The sequence below is a fragment of the Xenorhabdus beddingii genome (genome assembly GCF_002127545.1).
Lineage (GTDB): Bacteria > Pseudomonadota > Gammaproteobacteria > Enterobacterales > Enterobacteriaceae > Xenorhabdus > Xenorhabdus beddingii.
Window position 1 is genome coordinate 210257 of sequence record NZ_MUBK01000002.1, and the last position, 19481, is coordinate 229737.

Consider the following 19481-nt stretch of genomic DNA (forward strand, 5'->3'; position numbering starts at 1 on the left):
ATTTTTGCGGTTTTTTTCGGACTATCAGGCTTCCTGAATGAACTGATTTTATCTGTTATTGATAGATTTTCATGATTCATATGGAAGACATTTTCCAAAACATAACATCATTAAAGTTTTATTTATATTTAATGTGATTTAAATTATGTTAGATTGATCACAATTATGGGCTGGTGAATTTACAGTAATATACAAAAATAAGTGAAACTACTTTTTATTTGTTGATGTCTCATTAATTGGTTAAACTCAATTGTTAATGTAGTTTATAACTTATTAATAGATCTTATAGAATAGCAGGGCATATTACCCATGAATAAAATTGACCACAATCGCCGAAAGTGGCTCGGTGTTAGTGTGGCTGCGTTGGGATTAGGTTTATTGCCTCAACCCGCTTTGGCTGCATTGATGACTCCGCGTCCTCGAATCTTACGTTTTGATAATCTGCATACGGGAGAAACACTTAAAGCTGAATTTTTTGATGGGCACAGTTATAACAAACCAGAATTAGCTCGCCTGAATTATCTATTCCGCGATTTTCGTCAAAATAAGGTCAAACTGATTGATCCCAAATTATTTGATCAAATTTATTTATTGCAGATGATGATGGGAATAAATAAGTCTGTTCAGCTTGTTTCTGGTTATCGTTCCCTGACGACAAATAACATGCTGCGTCAGGCCAGCGGTGGCGTGGCAAAACAGAGTTATCATACCCGTGGGCAAGCCATGGATTTTCACATTGATGGTATTCAGCTCGCACATATTCGTAAGGCTGCACTAAAAATGCGGGCAGGGGGGGTAGGGTTTTATCCAAAGAGTAATTTTATTCATATTGATACAGGCCCGGTCAGGACGTGGTAATCTTATTACCAACAATGAGTCTTGATTGTGGAGTTAAACAATATAATGAAATACCACATTATCCCCGTCACAATGGCGATGCAAAATTGTACTTTGATTTGGTGTGAAGAAACTCAGGAAGCGGCGATTGTCGATCCCGGCGGTAACGCCGAACAACTTATTGCTGAAATAGAGCGTCGTGAACTGAAATTAACCCAAATTTTGCTGACACATGGTCACTATGATCATGTTGGTGCGACGGTTGAAGTCGCCAGCCATTTTGATGTACCTGTTTACGGGCCACATAAGGGGGATGCTTTTTGGATAGAAGGTTTGGAAATCCAATGCCAAATGTTTGGTGTTGAGCCATGCCCGTCTTTCACACCTGATCGTTGGCTGGATGAAGGGGATACGTTGCAGGTTGGCAATGTGGCGTTATCGGTTTTACATTGTCCGGGGCATACACCGGGGCATATCATCCTGACTAACCACGCTGATAAATTAATCTCAATGGGTGATGTGCTGTTTAAGGGGAGTATTGGTCGTACTGATTTCCCCGGCGGAAATTATGATGCACTGATTCAATCCATCAAGGAAAAAGTTCTGCCGTTAGGGGATGATTATCAATTTATTCCCGGCCACGGGCCGATGTCAACATTGGGACACGAGCGGAAAACTAACCCATTCTTGCAAGATTGATTGAAAATATTTTTGTCGGAAACGCAAAAATAGTGCAAGAAGATAAAAGCCGCTTTTTTTCAGCGGCTTTTTGGGGAATAGAGATTACTTATTCATTTACAAGTTAGTCTCCATTCACAAATTAGCTCAGGGATAAATTAAAGCACTGCAACGATGGCTTCACACAGAGGAACCATGTTTTCCAGCGTCAAACCCGCTACGTTGATGCGACCGGAGCTAACTGCGTAAATACCATATTCTTCACGCAGGCGATCAACTTGTTCTTTCGTCAATCCGCTGAATGAGAACATGCCGTTTTGAGTAATAATAAAGCTGAAATCTTGCTTCGCCCCTTTTTCCTGCAAGGTATTGACAAACAGTTGGCGCATACGTCGAATGCGTTCACGCATGGTTGCCAATTCCTGAACCCATTCTGCTTTCAGCTCGTCGTCGGACAAAATTGTCGTCACAACGGAAGCACCGTGTGCCGGTGGGTTGGAATAGTTAGTCCGTACAATGGATTTTGCCTGACTGAAAGCCTTTTCTGCGGTATCGCTGTCAGCGGCAACAAGGGTGCAAGCACCAACACGCTCGTTGTACAGACCAAAGTTTTTGGAATAAGAGCTGGCAACGATCAGTTCATTGTGGTTTTGGGTAAAGATACGCAAGCCTTCTGCATCTTCATCCAGCCCTTTGGCAAAACCTTGGTAGGCAAAGTCAAACACAGGCAGCCAGCCGTTTGCCGCAGATAAATCCGCCAGTTTTTGCCACTGTTCAGCCGTGGGATCGATACCGGTCGGGTTATGGCAGCAACCGTGCAGCAAAACCACATCGCCAGCTTGCGCTTCAGACAGACTCGCCAACATCGCCTCGAAATTCAGGGCATGTTTTTCTGCGTCGTAATAGTTATATTCGCGGATCTCTAAACCTGCGCTGGAGAAAACGCCTTTATGGTTTGGCCATGTTGGGTTGCTGATCCAGACCCGTTTTGCACTGGTCTGTTTGGCAATAAAGTCAGCGGCAATGCGCAGTGCGCCGGTTCCGCCTGGGCTTTGTACAGTACGGGCGCGTTGATCCGTTACGATAGGGTGGGTTTTACCGAAGAGCAGTTCCTGAGTAACACGGCCAAATTCAGGTAATCCACTAATTGCCAGATAATTTTTGGTGGTTTCGTTTTCCAGCAGGAATTTTTCTGCTTTTTTGACGGTGGTCAGGACCGGTGTTTTACCGGTTTCGTCTTTGTAGACTCCGATACCCAAGTTGATTTTATTGTCTCGTGGATCAGCTTTAAAGCTATCCGCTAAACCAAGAATAGGGTCGGCAGGCGCTGCTGTGATTTTCTCAAACATTTTTTTGATTCCAAGACTCGGAGAGTTAAGCCCAAAATAAAATAACTTATACGCTGCTCAGGGTAACCTTAAGGCATCAGTTTGCCAACCACTTGTAGCAAAAAGAATAAAATCTTGTGAAGTAGTTTACGGAGTGAAAAAAAGAGCCTGAAAAAACAGCGGGGTAAAATGTAAAAAGCAGCGCCGGAGCGCTGCTTTTTCTACGATAAAGGTGTTTAGCTTTTCGCCAAACAATTTATCAGCAGTGATTAGAACTGATAAGTCAGACCAACACCGAATACGTTGCGAGCACCAGTGTCTTTACCTTCATTTTTGTCCAGCAGGTTGATTTTGTAATCAACATAGGTAGACAGGTTTTTGTTAAAGTAGTAGTAAGTACCTACTGAAACGTATTTAACCAGATCAGCGCTGTAACCTTTGGCACCGTCGTTACGTCCCAGATCCTTACCTTTGGATTGAACGTAAGCCAGAGATGGTTTCAGGTTTAAGTCAGAGAACAGGTATTGTGCAACCACTTCGATGTTCTGGGTTTTATTAGCAACGCCTTTAGCTGGATAGTATTCATCATCGATTTTGATGTTTGCAGAGCCATTAGTCATGTTACGGGTTTCGCCGTACATTGCAGCCAGGTAGACGTTGTTAGCGTCGTATTTAGCACCGATGTTCCACGCTTCAGCACGTTCGCCGTGAGCATAACTTTTATCCCAGTCACCGTTTGCACGAGTGGAATTAGCATAAGAACCACCCACAGTGATACCGTAACCTACGTTATACGTGGTAGCCAAACCGTAACCGTCACCGTTTGCAGTAGTTCCGCCACGTTTGTTTTTAGTGCGCTCACTGTTTTGACCTTGGTACTGAACGGCAAAAGTCAGACCATCAACCAGACCGAAGAAATCGGTGTTACGGTAAGTCAGCAGGCCGGTAGCACGACCGGTCATGTAGTTATCGGTCTTAGTCATGGAATCACCACCAAAGATTGGCAGTACGTCAGTCCATGAGCTAACATCATAGTTTACGCCGTAGTTACGACCGTAATCCAATGAACCGTAGTTAGCGAATTTCAGACCAGCGAAAGCCAGACGAGTAGCGGTATCTTGTTTACCTTCTTCTTGGTGAGCTTTCAGGTTGTATTCCCAACGACCGAAACCGGTCAGTTGGTCAGAGATCTGAGTTTCACCTTTAACGCCGATACGTGCGTAAGAAGCATCACCGTCTTCACCGCTTCTTTCGTCTGCGATTTGGTGACGAACGTCTACTTTACCGTACAGGTCGAGTTTGTTTTTGTCCTTGTTAAAGATTTCAGCCGCGTTTGCTGTACCAGCAGCCAACAGAGCCGGGATTACCACTGCAAGAATATTGCGCTTCATTATTATTACCCTCATTGGTGTTATTTAGACACCTGCCACTGCCAGAAATAGAACACTAAAAATTTTTGGAACTATTTGTGGATATCGAGTGTCTTATTAATCGGCGTCCAGTGTTCCATTGGTAATGTTTTTTTTCTACCCTCAAGATGCTACAAAAGTGCAGAATGGGTAACAAAGTGAAAATAGATGTTACAAAATGTAAATATCAGGGAACTTTTTTCACACGCTTTTCGCCATGAAATGAAAAAAGCCAGCTTTTGCTGGCTTTTCGGAGGATTGCTCTTAGCTTATTTCTTAAGCTGATTCATTAGAAACTTGCATTTCTTGGTGTCCGTGGGAAGGGGATAACGTCACGAACGTTGGATACACCCGTCACATAAGCCACCAAACGCTCAAAGCCCAAACCGAAACCGGCATGAGGAACGGTGCCGTAACGACGCAGATCACGATACCACCAGTAATCTTCTTTATTCAGGCCCATTTCTTCCATACGTTGATCCAACCTATCCAGACGCTCTTCACGCTGCGAACCACCGATGATTTCACCGATGCCCGGCGCCAGAACATCCATCGCCGCAACGGTTTTACCATCTTCGTTCATGCGCATATAGAAGGCTTTGATGTCTTTTGGATAGTTCTTCATGATCACGGGCGCGTTGAAATGTTTTTCGGCCAGATAGCGCTCATGCTCTGATGACAAATCCACGCCCCAGAAAACCGGGTTCTCAAATTTCTGTCCACAATTTTCCAGAATTTCGATCGCATCGGTGTAATCCAATTGGATGAAATCAGAATCGACAAATTTTTCCAGACGATTAATCACTTCACTATCAACACGCTCTGCAAAGAAAGCCAGATCATCGGCACGTTCTTCCAATGCCGCTTTGAAAACATATTTCAGCATGTCTTCGGAGAGTTTGGCGATATCATTCAGATCGGCAAACGCCACTTCTGGTTCAATCATCCAAAACTCGGCCAAGTGGCGGCTGGTATTGGAGTTTTCTGCCCGGAAAGTTGGCCCGAAGGTGTAAACGTTGCTCAATGCACACGCATAGGCTTCACCGTTTAGCTGACCCGATACCGTCAGGAACGCTTCACGGCCGAAGAAGTCCTGGCTGAAATCCACTTCGCCTTTATCTGTGCGTGGCAGGTTTTGCAGGTCCAACGTGGAAACGCGGAACATTTCGCCGGCACCTTCTGTATCGGATGCGGTGATCAATGGGGATGAGACCCAGAAGAAGCCTTGTTCATGGAAAAAGCGATGCAGGGCTTGCGCCAGAGTATGGCGAACGCGGGCAACGGCACCGATCAAATTCGTGCGTGGACGAAGGTGGGCCACTTCACGCAGGTATTCGATACTGTGGCGTTTGGCCGCCATCGGATAAGTATCTGGATCATCCACCATGCCAACGACAACGACTTTAGTGGCTTGCAGTTCAAAAGCCTGGCCTTTGCCTTGGGATTCAACCACCGTCCCGGTGATTTCTACAGAACAGCCTGTGGTTAAATGCAGGACTTCATCCTGATAATTAGGTAAATTATTATTAACGACGGCCTGTAATGGATTAAAGCAGGAACCGTCATAGACGGCGAGGAACGAGATACCAGCTTTAGAATCTCTCCTTGTACGTATCCAACCGCGAACGGTGACTTCGCTGTCAACCGGAACACGGCCTTGCAGTACATCGACTACAGGCGCTACGCTCATAAATTTCTCTCTTCTTTTATTAGTGAATTAGATAATTAGATAGATTTACCACAAATGCCCCCCCATAAGGGGCAGATCGTCTATCTTACTTGTCATATCTCAGGAAACAAGAAGAAATTGCGCGTCTTAGCGAGGAAATAAGGGGAAAAGTTGTTTTTTCTTGCGTAACCAGCATGAAACCGATTACGCAAGGGGTTACCGACCGGATTATACCGCTTTTGCTCTTTTCTCTATGTAGGGAAAGGGGATGTCAAAAGCCCGACGTAACCTATCGACAAACTCATCATCTTCACAGATGGTTTTGCCGGGGCTATCGGAAAGTTTTGCGACCGGTTTGCCATTACATTCGATGAGTTTGATCACAATATTCAGGGGCTTTACTCCCGGAATATTGCAGGTCAGCCGTGTACCAATACCGAAAATCACGTTGATCCTCTTATGGAAATGGCGATACAGCGCCAGCGCTTTTTGCAAGTCCAAACTGTCAGAGAATATCAGCGTTTTCGTCATGGGATCGATATCCAATGATTGGTAGTGTGCAATGGCTTTTTCACCCCATTCAATCGGATCACCGGAATCATGGCGCAGACCTTGGTAAGCGGTCGCCAAGGGTTTGTCGAAATCGCGCAGGAAAGCATCCATTGTAATGCAATCTGTCAGGGCGATGCCCAACTGATTTGGATACTCGTTCAGCCATGTTTGCAGCGCTGCCCGCTGGCTGGTGGCAAGCTCCGGACTGATCTGTTGATGTGCCTGGAACCATTCATGGGCTTGTGTGCCGAGCGGAGGGAGATCAAGTTGTTCTGCCAGTTGATAATTACTGGTTCCGACCAAATAAGGGAAGTTGTGTTTCAGTTCATTGACAATCGCATATTGCACTGCGTGTGAAAAACGACGACGAGTACCAAAATCCATTAATTTAAAGCCGGACAGGTCGATATTTTCTTCCGCCGCATCTTTATGGAACAGCTCAATGAGTTTTTTAAGCTGAATAACGGCGTCTGCGGGGGTTATTTCAGGTGAGCGGTGGCGATGAACTAATTCGCTGATGAGGGCAAGTAAAGGGACTTCCCATAGGATCACTTCACGCCATAAGCCGGAAATGCGGATGGTCAATTGCCCTTGATGGGTCACAGAAACGTCGACTTGTTCAGGATCAAAGCGGAATGTTTTGATCCAATTCAGGTAGTCCTGTTTAAAGAACGGAAGGCGGGAGAGATAATCGGCTTCACGTTCCGTCAAGGTTAAATCCGCCATCATATTAATTTGATGGCGCAACGTCTCGGCGTATTCTCCGAGCAGTTCATCACCACGGCAACGGAATTCTGCGACAACAGGAATATTGTTGTAATGGTGGTACACTGCTTGCTGCATATGAAATTTATAAGCATCAGTATCAAGCAGTGATGTGATAATCGGGGTAGCGTCTAAAGTCATGGCGCGTCAGGCATCCTCGCGGAGCGTATTCGTGTCTGCTAAATCGATAAAGTCGGGAGAGTATACCGTGATTATTGGGTTATTGAAGCTATATAGCTGCATATATTTTCCCGAACCTAACGATTAAGGTTAATCCATTTATAGATAATATCATGTTAAATGAGAGATGAGATGACAATTCGCACGAAAGTACTAATATGCTGACTACATCATTTATACCTTTATTTAATAAGTCATTAACATCCCAAAAAAGAGACTTATTGATTGAAAGGAGGGCGGCTCTATGGCAGAACTATATCGATTAAACATGCCTGTTAAAAGTAATGGAAAAGGTTCCCTATGACACAACAGCGACTCGTAAAACACCGTCTGGATTATAAAGCACCAGATTACACAATGACCGACATTGATCTCGATTTTGAGTTGGATGCAGATAAAACGACGGTGACGGCAATCAGTCAGGTAAAGCGTCAGGCTAATGACATAACCCCACTGGTGCTGGATGGAGAAAACCTCACGTTAAAAGGCATCTATATAGATGATAAAGCGTGGGCGCATTATCATGAACAGGAGGGTAAGTTACTGATTGAACAGTTACCCGCCCAGTTTACTTTGAAGATTGTGAATGAAATCAGCCCGTCAGCCAATACAGCACTTGAAGGGCTGTATGTGTCTGGAGATGCCTTGTGTACCCAATGTGAGGCTGAGGGGTTCCGTCATATCACTTATTATTTGGATCGCCCGGATGTTCTGGCTTGTTTTACCACTCGCATTACGGCGGATAAATCCAAATACCCATTCTTGCTCTCCAATGGTAACCGCATTGATCAGGGAGAGCTGAAAGATGGACGGCATTGGGTGAAATGGCAGGACCCATTCCCAAAACCGGCTTACCTGTTCGCATTGGTTGCGGGGGATTTTGATCTCCTGCGTGACACCTTTGTGACCCGCAGTGGCCGTGAAGTTGCTCTGGAACTGTTTGTTGACCGGGGCAATTTGGATCGTGCTGACTGGGCCATGACTTCGTTGAAAAATTCGATGAAATGGGATGAAACCCGCTTTGGCCTGGAATATGACCTTGACATCTATATGATCGTCGCCGTTGATTTCTTCAATATGGGGGCGATGGAAAACAAAGGGCTGAACATCTTCAACTCCAAATATGTGCTGGCAAAAACGGAAACCGCAACGGACACAGACTATCTTGACATTGAAGCGGTGATTGGGCATGAATATTTCCACAACTGGACAGGAAACCGCATTACCTGCCGTGACTGGTTCCAGTTAAGCCTGAAAGAAGGATTGACCGTATTCCGTGATCAGGAATTCAGCTCTGACTTAGGTTCACGTCCGGTTAACCGCATCAATAATGTGCGTGGCATGCGTGCTGCACAGTTTGCTGAAGATGCCAGCCCGATGGCGCATCCTATCCGTCCCGATCAGGTGATGGAGATGAATAACTTCTATACGATGACGGTCTATCAAAAAGGCTCGGAAGTGATCCGGATGATCCATACTTTATTGGGCGAAGAACAATTTCAGGCAGGGATGCAGCTTTATATCCACCGTCACGATGGCAGTGCGGCAACCTGTGATGATTTTGTCCAGGCGATGGAAGATGCGTCAAATGTGGATTTGACGCTATTCCGCCGCTGGTATAGCCAATCAGGGACACCGGTACTGACTGTCCGTGACGAATATGATGCAGAGAAACAGCAATATATTCTGCACGTCAGCCAAATGACGCCTCCAACAGCAGATCAGAAAGAAAAACAACCCCTGCACATTCCTCTGGACATTGAGCTTTATGATGAGCATGGGCGAGTGATCCCGCTGCGTCGTGATGGCCAGCCAGTGCATCATGTCTTGAATGTCATCAATGCAGAGCAGGCATTTGTCTTTGATGATGTGCCTTCTGTGCCTGTTCCTTCTTTACTGCGTGAGTTTTCTGCACCAGTGAAATTGGATTATCCATACCGTGACGAGCAGCTTTCATTCCTGATGAAACATGCACGCAATGAGTTCTCTCGTTGGGATGCAGCGCAGGCACTGCTCACCAATTATGTGAAGCTGAATGTTGCCCGCAACCAAAAATCCCAGCCACTGGAATTGCCAATGCATGTCATTGATGCTTTCCGGGCTGTATTGCTGGATAAAGAGATCGATCCGGCCTTGGCTGCCTTGATCCTGACCCTGCCATCTGAAAATGAAATGGCAGAGCTGTTTACTCTCGTCGATCCAAAAGCTATCCATGATGTTCTTGATGCCATGAAGCGGACGCTGGCTAATGAGATGGCGGATGAGTTTACTGCGGTTTATCACAGCCTTCATACCGGTGCATACCGTGTGGATCATCAGGATATTGCGAAACGCGACCTGCGCAATACCTGCCTCTACTATTTAGCCTTTATTAATGACAAAGAGTTGGCCGATAAAGTAGTGGCGGCACAATATTATCAGGCTGATAACATGACGGATAGCATCGCTGCCTTGTCTGCGTCGGTGTCTGCTGAATTGCCTTGCAGCTATCAATTAATGGATGAATTTGATCAACGCTGGCATCAGAATGGTTTGGTCATGGATAAATGGTTCAGGTTGCAGGCCATCAATCCCGCCTTTGATGCGCTTGATAAAGTACGTGACCTGATGAAGCATCGCTCTTTCAGCCTGAGTAATCCAAACCGGGTTTATTCGCTATTGAGAACATTCTTCACCAGTAATCCGGTGGCGTTTCATGCCGAAAATGGCAGTGGTTATCAATTCTTGGTGGAAGTGCTGACGGATCTGAACAGCCGAAATCCTCAAGTGGCTTCCAGTTTGATTAATCCATTGATTCGTCTGAAACGTTATGATGAGAAACGCCAAGCCTTGATGCGTGCGGCACTGGAACAGTTGAAAGGGTTGGAAAACTTATCTGGTGACCTATTCGAGAAAATTACCAAGGCACTCGAAAGCTGATATTAAAGAAAGCCGATATAAATAGGTCGCATCTCCTCCGGGATTCGCCGGAGGAGATCTCTTCTTTAAGATTTTCTCTCCATATCAATATCCAGATAAACGAAGTCAGAAGGTAAAGGGGGTGTATTTCGCCCATAGCGGGGCTTTTTTGTTTATTCATATAATGGTAAATTAGCGCGCTCTTCCCGTTACAACAACGCAGCAATGATATAGGTATGGGATTGTGCATGACTCAAAATGTACAACTGACAATTCTCTCGTGAAAAAATCATAAAAACAGTAGGTTAATTTAAATGTTTTATTCTCTAGTACGGAAGGCATTGTTCCAGTTTGATCCTGAACAGGCACATGAACTGACTTTCCGCCAGCTCAAACGTATCTCTGGCACGCCTTTCGAATTTCTCATCCGCCAGTCAGTTGCCACTAAACCCGTTACCTGCATGGGGTTGTCCTTCAAAAATCCACTTGGTTTAGCCGCTGGCCTTGATAAAAACGGCGATTGCATTGATGCGTTTGGTGCGATGGGATTTGGTTCGGTTGAAATTGGTACCGTGACCCCACGCCCACAAGCAGGAAATGATAAACCAAGGTTATTTCGTGTGGTTGAAGCGGAAGGGATTATCAACCGGATGGGATTTAATAACCTTGGTGTAGATAATCTGGTTGAAAATGTTAAACGGGCAAAATACGACGGAATTATCGGGATCAATATTGGTAAAAATAAAGATACCCCGGTAGAGAATGGAAAAGACGATTATTTAATTTGCATGGATAAAGTTTATCCTTATGCGGGTTATATCACGATTAATATTTCTTCCCCTAATACGCCGGGCCTGAGAACTTTACAGTATGGTGACGCGCTGGATGATCTCTTATCTGCGATAAAAAATAAACAAAGTGAACTGCAACAGAAGTTCCAAAAATATGTTCCGGTTGCTGTAAAAATTTCGCCTGATCTTTCAGAAGAAGAATTAATAAAAATTGCTGATAGTTTAATGCGCCATCATATTGATGGTGTTATCGCAACAAATACCACGCTGGATAGAAAAATTATCACAGGGTTGAATCACTGTCAGCAAGCAGGGGGGCTAAGCGGTCGCCCGGTTCAATTACCCAGTACAGAAATTATTCGACGCCTTTCTCAAGAATTAAAAGGTGAAATACCGATTATCGGAGTGGGTGGAATTGATTCACTGGTTGCTGCCAGAGAAAAAATGGAAGCGGGTGCTTCATTGATTCAAATATATTCTGGTTTTATCTATAAAGGGCCAAAACTAATCAAAGATATCGTTAATCATATCTGAATATTTGCCGCAATTTGGGGTTGGGGGTTTATTTCTGACCCCAACTCGTCTATATTTTGTCTGACAGATTAAATTTTTATCATTTCTATCGATTTTTCATTTCGATAATGGTGTTTGTTTTAACTAAAAAAGCTATTTTGAGCATATACACAATGGATTTCAAGATGCAGTGCGACGGCAAGGGAGCGACAAATTCGTCGGGAACGAATTTGCCCAGCCAAAGGCTGGCCTCCGGTGAGAGGCAGGAGCCTCTCAGTCATCCCCGGGAGCATAGATAACTCTATGTTTATAAGAACGGTGACTGGGGTGAGTGAACGCCGCCAACAAAGCTGCAACTTGAAAGACGAAGGGTATATACCCAAAATAATTCGAGTTGCATCGCGGCGGCAAGGGAGCGAATCCCCGGGAGCATAGCTAACTATGTGACCGGGGTGAGTGAGTGCAGCCAACAAAGAGGCAACTTGAAGTATGACGGGTATAAAAGGGTAATCAATGAAAATTAGACCAGATGATCAGTGGCGCTGGTATTTCGACTCTGAGCATAGTCGCGTTATGCTCGATCTCGCTAATGGCATGGTTTTTCGTTCCCGTTTCCCTGCCAAAATGTTGACCGATTATGCAATGACACTGGAAGATATATCTTTTTCTGTCGATGATGCCGCACTTTATTATGCTTTCGAAGAACATTCCCGCCACATTAATATTGCACCCGCACTCAGAGCAGAGTTAGCCCTGAATGGTGTGGTCGCGTTCCGCTTTATGAAACCACAAATGCCTAAAAGCTGGTATTTTTCCCATTTTTCTGTAGTAGAAAAACCAGAACAGGGTGAAATTGTTCAGCTTCGTTTACAGGATGGCGGGGCCGATGCCCTATTTATGGTGGCAGAAGTGGGTGACAACGCCAGCCTATGCTTATTGGCGCAACAAAAATTAGAATTGGGTGATCGTGTGATGAGTTTCTGTGACTCCATTAAGGTCATGAATGATCGCTTATTGCCTTATATTAAATCAACCCCGATGTCGGAATATGACAGGGCGATTTAATCACCTCACCAAGACGCGGCCCCCATAACTCAACTGATCATATCCTATCAGGGACATTGATAACGTTATTTACCTGAATGCTTTTTCTGGCAGAAAATTATCTCTTCTGAAATTTTAAGATAAAATTAACAAGATAAAGATAGAAAATCAGACAGATGATTTGAACCATACTGCCTGATTTAAGGACAAATATAATTTCTATATTATTAATGATTAATTTAATTCAATAACTAAATCACTTTTGGGGATACAGCTACATGCCAGAATTTTTCCGTCGCTTTTAATGGATGTCGATTTTAATGGTTGCACATCACCTTCAATCAGGGATAACTCGCAAGAACCACAAATTCCAGCACGGCATGAATAAGGCACCCGAATACCTTGATTCTCTAGCTGCTCTAGAATTATTTGTTGATTATTTCCAATAAAACACTGCCCATTGAATTCAATAGAAATAGCGTGTTCAACCACTTTCTGTATATTTAAATCATTCGCTTGTTCACCGCTGCCATATTCACGCGGTGTTTTCTTTTCCAAAATGGTGACACGATCGCCAACACGAATAATGCCACTATGCCGGGCAATGGCATTCTGTCCAAAATCAACATCATTCTTATCCTTAGCCGTTCTGAAAGATTGTAATGTTGCCAGTGGCTCGCCTTGCGGATTTTTACGACCTTTTTCCGGGCTGACGGTTGTCAGAATACACCGGCTGCAGGGTTTGGGAAGATCGAAAATAACCTCGCCGATTTGGATGATTTTCCAACGGTCTTCTTCAAAGGGCGCGGCACCTGTCACAATGATATTGGCACGAAACTGCTCTATTTTAATACTGGCAGGACAGCGTTGTTGCAAAGCATGAAAAGAGGCTTCATTGATAATTAAATAGGGATAGCCATCCGCGAATGATAAAGAAACATCGGGGAATTTTTTCACGCGTCGGGTTAATTCTTCACTGAGCCAACGAAGTTGTACGGGGGTCTCAAAAAAACCACTCAACCAAACGTTTATCGGTTCAGGGGCAACCAAGGCAGTAAAATGATTGCCCCAGACTTCGGTGGGTAAACGTGCTTCTTTAAAATCAGCATAAAGCACGGTTGCACTGTCTCCATTGGGTGCCCGTAGATATAGGCCGTTGTGGAGCATCGTTGGTGTAAATAGCAACATTTGTGGATATTGGCGGCCGGTGATAAACGTGCCGTCCGGCGTGGTGATCATGAAATTGCGATCAAATGTCAGGCCACTTTCATTGACAAGGGCATGTGAAAGTTGCAATCCACGCATAGACTTGACGGGATGGGTATAGAGTCGCGACAGGGTTATCACCGATTATCTCCAGAATATCTTTATTTTTAATTGTGTAAGCAACTTTATGACATGTCGTCGGTATTGGCTATAATGTGCCACAATTTTTTTGTAGTGAACTTATGTGGTGATTAATAAAATGAACTCTCTCTTTGCCAGCACGGCACGTGGACTGGAAGAACTGTTAAAGAACGAACTGGAAATGCTGGGAGCGCACTCCTGTAAGATTGCCCAGGGTGGGGTTCATTTTCAGGGCGATGATCGGGTGATGTATAAAAGTCTGCTGTGGAGCAGATTGGCATCCCGCATCATGAAGCCACTTAATGAGTTCAAAGTTTATAGCGATTTAGACCTGTATCTTGGTGTCCAGGCCATTGATTGGAGTGAAGTGTTTTCGGTCAATAGCACGTTTGCTGTGCATTTCAGCGGCACCAATGAAGAGATCAGAAATACACAATATGGCGCACTGAAAGTTAAAGATGCCATTGTTGACAGTTTTGTCCGTAAAATAAATCAACGCCCTGATGTGGCGAAACAACAACCCGATATCCGTGTTAATGTCTTCTTAAATAAAGAAAAAGCCACGGTTTCACTCGACTTGAGTGGCGATAGTCTGCACATCCGTGGCTACCGTGACCTGGCTGGGCAAGCCCCACTGAAAGAGAGCCTGGCGGCCGCGATTATTTTGCGTTCTGGCTGGAATGCGGGAACGCCAATGGTTGATCCCATGTGCGGTTCAGGCACATTGTTAATTGAAGCCGCTATGATGGCGACCGATTGTGCACCGGGTTTACACCGTAAATATTGGGGATTCACATCATGGTTGAAATTCGATGAAACCCTCTGGCGTGAAATGACCACTGAAGCACAGGTGCGTTTCCGTAAGGGGTTACAGGAAACCACGTCCCGTTTCTTTGGAACGGATATTGATCGTCGGGTCATGGATATGGCGCGTTCAAATGCGCGCAGGGCGGGAGTCGCCCAACTGATTCAGTTCCAGCAGGGCGATGCCAGCAAACTGGAAAACCCATTGCCAGAAGGGGTGACGGGAACGATACTCAGCAACCCGCCTTATGGCGAACGCCTTGAAAGTGAACCGGCTTTGATTGCATTGCATAGTGTCTTTGGCCGCGTGATGAAAAGCCGCTTCCCCGGCTGGCGCTTATCACTGTTCAGTGCTTCGCCAGAACTGTTGAGTTGCCTGCAATTGCGGGCAGAACGTGAGTTCAAGGCGAAAAATGGCCCGCTGGATTGTGTCCAGAAAAACTATCAGTTATCAGATAAACCTCAGTCTTTGGATCTGGGTATCGCTGAGGATTACGCAAACCGGTTACGTAAAAATGAGAAAAAGCTCAGTAAATGGGCCAAACAGCAGGGTATTGATTGCTATCGGTTATATGATGCGGATTTACCGGAATACAATGTTGCTGTTGATCGCTATGCGGATAAAGTCATTGTTCAAGAATACGCGCCACCTAAAACTGTCGATGCCAATAAAGCACGCCAACGTTTATTTGATGTCATCAGCGCAACAATGAATGTACTTGGCCTGTCCTCCAGCCAGTTGATCCTGAAAACCCGCCAACGTCAGAAAGGCAATAGCCAATATGAAAAAATGGCTGAAAAGAAAGAGTTCTTTTTGGTTAATGAATATGGGGCGAAATTTTGGGTTAACTTGACCGATTATCTGGATACGGGATTATTTCTTGATCACCGTATTGCCCGCCGGAAATTGGGTGAAATGAGCCAAGGCAAGGATTTTCTCAATTTGTTTGCCTATACCGGTTCAGCGACAGTGCATGCAGGGTTGGGCGGAGCACGTTCGACAACCACGGTAGACATGTCCCGCACTTACCTTGAATGGGCAGAAAAAAATTTACAGGCAAACGGCTTAACCGGACGTCAGCATCGTCTCATTCAGGCGGATTGTTTGGGATGGTTGGCTCAATCCCGTGAACAATTTGATGTGATCTTTATTGATCCCCCAACATTTTCCAATTCCAAACGAATGGAAGACTCTTTTGATGTTCAGCGCGACCACATTGAATTAATGAAGCAATTAAAACATCTGTTGCGTCGGGGTGGGACGTTGATGTTTTCCAATAATAAACGGGGTTTCAAAATGGATCTTGCCGAATTGGAGAAATTAGGCTTGGTTGCAGAAGAAATAACAGAAAAAACGTTATCTCAGGATTTTGCCCGTAACCGCCAGATTCATAATTGCTGGTTGCTACATCACGTTGGCGAGGAAAAATAATATTATGTCATTGATTAGCTTATCCGGTGCCTGGTTATCTTTCAGTGATGCACCGTTGTTGGATTATGCTGAACTGCATATAGAAGAAAACGAAAGAGTTTGCCTGGTCGGGCGCAATGGTGCGGGAAAATCAACGTTATTGCGCGTGCTGGCAAAAGAGCAACCCTTGGACGATGGTCAGGTCATTTATGAGCAGGATCTGATTGTTGCGCGCTTACAGCAAGATCCTCCCCGTGACGTAGAAGGTACGGTCTTTGATTTTGTTGCCGAAGGGGTAAAAGAGCAGGCTGAATACATTAAAGCGTTCCATCATGTTTCACATTTGGTGGAAACTGATCCCAGCGAAAAAAATCTCAACCATCTTGCAGAATTACAAGAAGTGTTGGATATCCAGGGCCTGTGGTCACTGGATAGCCGGATTAGTGATGTCTTGAAACAATTGTCCTTACCCGCAGAAGCAAAACTTTCTTCACTGTCCGGGGGCTGGTTGCGCAAGGCGGCTTTGGGTAGGGCACTGGTCTGTTCGCCAAGGGTGCTGTTTCTGGATGAACCGACTAACCACCTTGATATTGATACCATCGAGTGGTTGGAAAATTTCCTGAAAGATTTTAATGGGAGTCTGGTTTTTATTTCCCATGATCGGTCATTCATTCGCAATATGGCAACCCGCATCATCGATCTGGATCGTGGAAAACTGGCATCATGGCCGGGAAACTATGATAAGTATCTGGAAGGCAAAGAAGAAGCGTTGCGGGTTGAAGAGATGCAAAATGCCGAATTTGACAAAAAACTGGCGCAGGAAGAAGTGTGGATCCGTCAGGGCATTAAAGCACGACGCACCCGTAATGAAGGGCGGGTTAGGGCATTGAAAGCCCTGCGTACAGAGCGTTCTGAACGCCGCAATGTGATGGGCACGGCAAAAATGCAGGTCGAAGAAGCGACACGCTCCGGTAAGATCGTGTTTGAAATGGAAAATGTCAATTACCGGATTGGTGATAAGACATTGGTCAAAAATTTCTCGGCTCAGGTTCAGCGTGGCGACAAAATTGCGTTGGTGGGGCCAAACGGTTGTGGCAAAACCACACTATTGAAGCTGATGTTGGGAGATTTGTCGGCAGAAAGTGGGCGCATTCACTGCGGGACAAAACTTGAAGTTGCCTACTTTGATCAGCATCGTGTGGCATTGGATCCGGATCAAACGGTCATGGATAACCTTGCGGGTGGTAAACAGGAAGTGACGGTTAACGGACGCTCCCGCCATGTACTGGGTTATTTACAAGATTTTCTTTTTCATCCCAAACGGGCAATGACGCCTGTGCGAGCGCTTTCCGGTGGCGAACGCAACCGTCTGTTACTGGCACGCTTATTTCTGAAACCAAGCAACTTGCTGATTCTCGATGAACCGACCAACGATCTTGATGTTGAAACATTGGAATTACTTGAAGAACTGGTTGATAGTTATACCGGAACCGTGATTTTGGTGAGCCATGATCGTCAATTTGTTGATAACTCAGTCACCGAATGCTGGATTTTTGAAGGTAACGGTGAAATCAACAATTATGTCGGGGGTTATTACGATGCCCAGCAGCAACGATCACAAACCGTTTCACTGCGTCAGGTCTCAGAGAAGAAAGCAAATACTGAAACTAAGGCCGTAAAACCGAAAGAGACGTCTAAAAAGGCGAATAATAAGATAAGTTACCATTTACTGCGTGAGTTAGAGCAACTACCCTCATTATTGGAAAAGTTAGAAGAAGAAATAGAGAAATTGCAATCTCAGGTCAGTGACCCTGAATTCTTCAACCAATCTCACGAAATTACACAAAACATTCTGATTGAACTGGCCAATAAAGAGCAAGAATTGGAAAAAACGTTCGATCGCTGGCAGGAATTAGAAATGATGAAAAATGGATAATGGCGGCTGCATAAAATAACCTTGTAGGCTTTGCTTAAGGAGAAAAACTTTGTGTTCCAATAACCATCAGCATGACAAGCTGGTTCTTTGTCCCCAGTGTGACATGCTGGTGGCTGTGCCTGATTTGGAACAAGGGAAAAAGGCGGTTTGCCCCCGGTGTGACACGGTGCTGACAGCAAAGTGGAAAGAGCCACGCAACCAGCCAACAGGTTATGCAATAAGCGCATTAGTGATGCTCTTGCTTGCTTGCCTGTTTCCTTTTGTCAGCATGAGTGTCGCGGGGATGGTCAGTGAAATCACACTGCCCCAAATCCCCAAGGTGATGTATAGCGAAGACTACTCAAGCATGGCCGTGTTTTTCCTGATCTTTGTGCAGCTTGTCCCGACATTTTGCATGGTGGCGATTATCCTCCTGTGCCAGCACGTCAAGATGGCGCGTCGTTTGAAAATAGAACTGGCGCGCATTTTGTTCAAGATGAAAACCTGGTGCATGGCAGAAATTTTCCTCGCGGGAGTGCTGGTGAGCTTTGTGAAGCTGATGGCATATGGCGAAGTTAACATTGGCTTGAGTTTCCTGCCTTATTGTCTTTTCTGTTTATTTCAGGTCAGGGCTTTTCAATGCCTTGACCGGCACTGGTTTTGGAATGAAATAGAACCCGCGCCTAAAGTTTGCCGGCCTGTACAGGCCGGCAAACCGGGTTTGGTGCAAGGTGTCAGATTGTGTCAATGCTGTACTGCCATTTTGCCTGCCCGGCAATCCGAATGCCCTCGTTGCCACACAACGGGACATGCCCGTCGTCGCCATAGCCTTCAATGCACCATGGCGCTGCTGATGACATCAGCCATACTGTATATTCCGGCGAATGTTTTACCGATCATGGTCACACAGGCATTGGGAAACCACATTAATTCCAATATCCTGGAAGGTGTTATTTTACTTTGGAGCTCAGGCTCTTACCCTGTGGCAATGGTGATTTTTATTGCCAGCATCATGGTGCCTATACTGAAAATGCTGGCCATCAGTTGGTTGTGCTGGGATGCCAAAAGTCAACGTCACCATGATTCCGAAACGATGCATTTTATTTACGAAATGGTGGAATTTGTGGGGCGTTGGTCAATGATTGATGTGTTCGTTATTGCCGTACTCTCGGCACTGGTTCGCATGGGACAATTCATGAGTATCTATCCTGCTATCGGAGCCGTGTTGTTTGCTCTGGTGGTTATCTTGACGATGTTTGCGTCAATGACATTCGATCCGCGTTTAACTTGGGACAAAGCCAATAGTCAATTTGCGTTACATAACCATGAGGAGTCGTAAG

Annotated in this window: 13 protein-coding genes; 8 read left to right on the top strand and 5 right to left on the bottom strand. The window is 45.2% G+C overall.

Translation table 11 applies throughout. The features are described 5' to 3' along the window. Positions 1-309 precede the first annotated feature (309 nt). A complete protein-coding gene (gene mepK, locus Xbed_RS02105) occupies positions 310-858 on the top strand; it encodes a peptidoglycan L,D-endopeptidase MepK (protein ID WP_086111290.1) in 549 nt (182 codons plus the stop codon). Between the two features lie 45 nt (positions 859-903). After that, a complete protein-coding gene (locus Xbed_RS02110; RefSeq protein ID WP_086111291.1) occupies positions 904-1536 on the top strand; it encodes an MBL fold metallo-hydrolase in 633 nt (210 codons plus the stop codon). A gap of 137 nt (positions 1537-1673) precedes the next feature. Here Xbed_RS02110 and Xbed_RS02115 read toward each other — a convergent pair whose 3' ends face one another. The 4 genes from Xbed_RS02115 to pncB form a co-directional block, all read right to left on the bottom strand. Then, on the bottom strand, positions 1674-2864 hold the full coding sequence (locus Xbed_RS02115; RefSeq protein WP_086111292.1) for an amino acid aminotransferase: 1191 nt from the start codon (positions 2862-2864) through the stop codon (positions 1674-1676). Positions 2865-3112: 248 nt separating this feature from the next. Then, a complete protein-coding gene (locus tag Xbed_RS02120) occupies positions 3113-4234 on the bottom strand; it encodes a porin (protein ID WP_086111293.1) in 1122 nt (373 codons plus the stop codon). Between the two features lie 307 nt (positions 4235-4541). Then, complete coding sequence (gene asnS / locus Xbed_RS02125) at positions 4542-5942, bottom strand: asparagine--tRNA ligase (RefSeq protein ID WP_086111294.1); 1401 nt, start codon at positions 5940-5942, stop codon at positions 4542-4544. 207 nt (positions 5943-6149) lie between these two features. Then, on the bottom strand, positions 6150-7379 hold the full coding sequence (gene pncB, locus Xbed_RS02130) for a nicotinate phosphoribosyltransferase (protein WP_086111295.1): 1230 nt from the start codon (positions 7377-7379) through the stop codon (positions 6150-6152). Positions 7380-7718: 339 nt separating this feature from the next. Between pncB and pepN the strand changes: the two genes are divergently transcribed. The 3 genes from pepN to Xbed_RS02145 all read left to right on the top strand — a co-directional run bounded on the left by pepN (position 7719) and on the right by Xbed_RS02145 (position 12685). After that, entirely contained in the window at positions 7719-10337 is a 2619-nt protein-coding gene (gene pepN, locus Xbed_RS02135; protein WP_086111296.1) for an aminopeptidase N, read from the top strand. A 293-nt stretch (positions 10338-10630) separates the two neighbouring features. After that, a complete protein-coding gene (pyrD, locus tag Xbed_RS02140) occupies positions 10631-11641 on the top strand; it encodes a quinone-dependent dihydroorotate dehydrogenase (protein WP_086111297.1) in 1011 nt (336 codons plus the stop codon). A 492-nt stretch (positions 11642-12133) separates the two neighbouring features. Continuing rightward, positions 12134-12685, top strand: a complete 552-nt coding sequence (locus Xbed_RS02145) for a cell division protein ZapC (RefSeq protein ID WP_086111298.1) — start codon at positions 12134-12136, stop codon at positions 12683-12685. A gap of 213 nt (positions 12686-12898) precedes the next feature. Here Xbed_RS02145 and Xbed_RS02150 read toward each other — a convergent pair whose 3' ends face one another. Beyond that, positions 12899-14011 carry a YcbX family protein gene (locus tag Xbed_RS02150; protein ID WP_086111299.1) on the bottom strand — a complete coding sequence of 371 codons (1113 nt, stop codon included), beginning with the start codon at positions 14009-14011 and terminating at the stop codon, positions 12899-12901. 118 nt (positions 14012-14129) lie between these two features. Between Xbed_RS02150 and rlmKL the strand changes: the two genes are divergently transcribed. From rlmKL to pqiA, 3 genes are read left to right on the top strand one after another with little or no spacing between them, the layout of a single operon-like run. Further along, positions 14130-16247, top strand: coding sequence for a bifunctional 23S rRNA (guanine(2069)-N(7))-methyltransferase RlmK/23S rRNA (guanine(2445)-N(2))-methyltransferase RlmL (gene rlmKL / locus Xbed_RS02155; protein ID WP_086111300.1), 2118 nt, complete (start codon positions 14130-14132; stop codon positions 16245-16247). Positions 16248-16251: 4 nt separating this feature from the next. After that, the gene (locus Xbed_RS02160) at positions 16252-18162 is read left to right on the top strand and encodes an ABC transporter ATP-binding protein (protein ID WP_086111301.1); all 1911 of its coding nucleotides are present in this window, start codon (positions 16252-16254) and stop codon (positions 18160-18162) included. Positions 18163-18211: 49 nt separating this feature from the next. After that, on the top strand, positions 18212-19480 hold the full coding sequence (pqiA, locus tag Xbed_RS02165) for a membrane integrity-associated transporter subunit PqiA (protein WP_086111302.1): 1269 nt from the start codon (positions 18212-18214) through the stop codon (positions 19478-19480). Position 19481: the final 1 nt, after the last annotated feature.

Coding starts and splice junctions, on each gene's coding strand:
- mepK (WP_086111290.1), top strand. CDS start 310: ATGAATAAAATTGACCACAATCGCCGAAAGTGGCTCGGTGTTAGTGTG.
- Xbed_RS02110 (WP_086111291.1), top strand. CDS start 904: ATGAAATACCACATTATCCCCGTCACAATGGCGATGCAAAATTGTACT.
- Xbed_RS02115 (WP_086111292.1), bottom strand. CDS start 2,864: ATGTTTGAGAAAATCACAGCAGCGCCTGCCGACCCTATTCTTGGTTTA.
- Xbed_RS02120 (WP_086111293.1), bottom strand. CDS start 4,234: ATGAAGCGCAATATTCTTGCAGTGGTAATCCCGGCTCTGTTGGCTGCT.
- asnS (WP_086111294.1), bottom strand. CDS start 5,942: ATGAGCGTAGCGCCTGTAGTCGATGTACTGCAAGGCCGTGTTCCGGTT.
- pncB (WP_086111295.1), bottom strand. CDS start 7,379: ATGACTTTAGACGCTACCCCGATTATCACATCACTGCTTGATACTGAT.
- pepN (WP_086111296.1), top strand. CDS start 7,719: ATGACACAACAGCGACTCGTAAAACACCGTCTGGATTATAAAGCACCA.
- pyrD (WP_086111297.1), top strand. CDS start 10,631: ATGTTTTATTCTCTAGTACGGAAGGCATTGTTCCAGTTTGATCCTGAA.
- Xbed_RS02145 (WP_086111298.1), top strand. CDS start 12,134: ATGAAAATTAGACCAGATGATCAGTGGCGCTGGTATTTCGACTCTGAG.
- rlmKL (WP_086111300.1), top strand. CDS start 14,130: ATGAACTCTCTCTTTGCCAGCACGGCACGTGGACTGGAAGAACTGTTA.
- Xbed_RS02160 (WP_086111301.1), top strand. CDS start 16,252: ATGTCATTGATTAGCTTATCCGGTGCCTGGTTATCTTTCAGTGATGCA.